At 63.3% G+C, this 2,453-nt stretch carries 2 protein-coding genes; both read left to right on the forward strand.

What is annotated here, in order from left to right:
• Positions 1–926, forward strand: a 926-nt coding sequence (locus tag EN925_RS31850) for an efflux RND transporter periplasmic adaptor subunit (RefSeq protein WP_128337205.1), incomplete at its 5' end; no start/stop codon positions are given.
• Positions 927–1,006: 80 nt separating this feature from the next.
• Positions 1,007–2,453, forward strand: a 1,447-nt coding sequence (locus EN925_RS31855; RefSeq protein WP_164894527.1) for an efflux RND transporter permease subunit, incomplete at its 3' end; no start/stop codon positions are given.

The raw sequence follows: 2,453 nt of genomic DNA on the forward strand, positions 1-2,453 counted from the left end.
TTTCCGGGCTGACCGAAGCCGACAAGCGGGCGGTGCTGGCGACGCGCGTCGCCGGTGTCATCGACAAGCTGCCTGTCAAGCAAGGCGATCACGTCAAGACGGGGGATCTGGTACTGATGCTTGCGGCGGAAGAAAAGATCTCGATGGTCGACAATGCAAAGCAGTTGGTGGTGCAGCGCCAGGCCGAGTTGGACGCAGCCTTGCGGCTGATGAAGACCGGCAATCTGCCCAAGCTGCAGCTCGATACCGCGCGCTCGAACCTGACCTCGGCGCAGTCGCAACTGGAAACGGCACAGGCCGAACTCGACCGCAACGAGGTGAAGGCGCCTTTCGACGGCGTCATCGACCGGGTGCCGGTGGAACTTGGCAGTTCCATCATGCAAGGCGGCGAGGTGGCAACCATCCTCAAGCTCGATCCGGTGATTGCCCGCGGCGAAGTCAGCGAGCGCGATCTCGGCTACCTGAAACTCGGGGACAAGGCCACCATACGGCTGGTCAGCGGCCAGACCGTCGAAGGCACCGTGCGCTACATCAGCCGCGACGCCTCTTCGGCGACCCGCACCTTCCGCGTCGAGGTTGCCGTCCCCAATGCCGACGGCTCCGTGCCGGCCGGCATGACGGCGGAAATCGCACTTAGCGCGCTGCCGACCGATGCGGTGCTGCTGCCGCGCTCGGTGGTGACGCTCGGCGACAAGGGCGACCTCGGCATCCGTGCGGTCGGCAAGGACAACAAGGTTGCGTTCTTCCCCATCGACCTCGTCGACGACACGCCGACCGGCCTGGTGCTTGGCGGCATCCCTGCCGATGCGCGCATCATCGTTGCCGGCCAGGAACTGGTGAAGGAAGGCGATGAGGTCAAGCCGGTCGAAGCCGACCAGGCAACCATCCAGAAACTGCTGGGCGAAGCGACCGCCGGCACGCAGTAGCATGGGGTACGGCGGACAGACCCCGGGCGGGGACACTTGGCTGCGACGCAGCCCGTGAAATTCAAGAACAGGCGTTAGCCATGGATATCGTCAGACTCGCAATCAACAATGCCCGCCTGACCATTTCGGTCCTCGTCTTCCTTCTGCTCGCCGGCTGGGTCGCCTATCAGTCGACGCCGAAGGAAGCCGAGCCCGACGTTCCGATTCCGATGATGTATATCAGCCTGATCTATCAGGGCATTTCGCCTGAGGATTCGGAGCGCCTTCTGCTGCGGCCGATGGAAAGCAAGCTGAAGAGCCTGAAAGGCCTCAAGGAAATGCGCTCGGCCGCCTTCCAGGGCGGCGGCTATGTGCTGGTCGAGTTCCAGCCGCAGACAAATCTGGCGACGGCCTTGCAGGACACGCGCTCCAAGGTGCAGGACGGCAAGGCCGACCTGCCGCAGGCGGCCGAAGAGCCGGTCGTTACCGAAGTCAACATCTCCGAATTCCCCGTCCTCGTCGTCACCCTGTCGGGCGAATTGCCCGAACGCGTGCTGACCGCCGCCGCGCGCGAACTGCGCGACCGTATCGAGGAAGTGCCAGGCGTCCTGGAGGGCTCGTTGCAGGGTTCGCGCGACGATCTTGTCGAAGTTGTCATCGATCCGATGAAACTGTCGTCCTACGGGTTGCAACTCGATCAGCTGATCGGCGCTGTCGGTGCCTCCAACAGCCTGGTCGCCGCCGGCAATATCGAAGGCTCGGAAGGCAAATACGCCGTCAAGGTGCCGTCACTGATCGAGACGCCCGAGGACGTGGCGGCCTTGCCCGTGGTCGCCGGCCCCAATGCCGTGGTGCAGGCCAAGGACATCGCGACGATCCGCTCGACCTTCGCCGATGCCACGACGATCACGCGCCTCAATGGCAAGCCGGCCATCGCCATCGAAGTCAAGAAGCGCATCGGCGCCAATCTGATCGACACGCTCGCCAAGGTGAGGGAGGTGTCCGACGCCTACGTCAAGACGATGCCGCAAGGCATGAACGTCACCTACACGCAGGACAAGTCGGTCTTCGTCAACCAGTTGCTCGGCGATCTGCAGAACCACGTCATGATCGCCGTCATCCTGGTGTTCATCGTCATCCTCTACGCGCTGTCGGGTCGTGCCTCGCTGCTGATCGGCCTGGCCATTCCGTCGTCATTCCTGATCGGCATCCTGCTGCTGGCCATGATGGGCTACACGATCAACATGATCGTGCTGTTCAGCCTGATCCTGGCTGTCGGCATGCTGGTCGACGATGCCATCATCGTCACCGAGTTCGCCGAACGGCGGATGAGCGAAGGCATGCCGAAGGCGGAAGCCTTCGCATTGGCCGCCAAGCGCATGGCCGGTCCGGTCATTGCCGCGACGATGACGCGCATAGCCGCCTTCTCGCCACTGCTGTTCTGGCCGGGCATCATCGGCGACTTCATGAAGTACATGCCGATCACCCTGATCGTCACGCTATCGGCCTCGATGCTCTATGCGCTGGTGTTCGCGCCGACGCTGGGGG

Origin of the sequence: Mesorhizobium sp. M7A.F.Ca.US.006.04.2.1 (genome assembly GCF_004022915.1) — a bacterium.
Lineage (GTDB): Bacteria > Pseudomonadota > Alphaproteobacteria > Rhizobiales > Rhizobiaceae > Mesorhizobium > Mesorhizobium ciceri.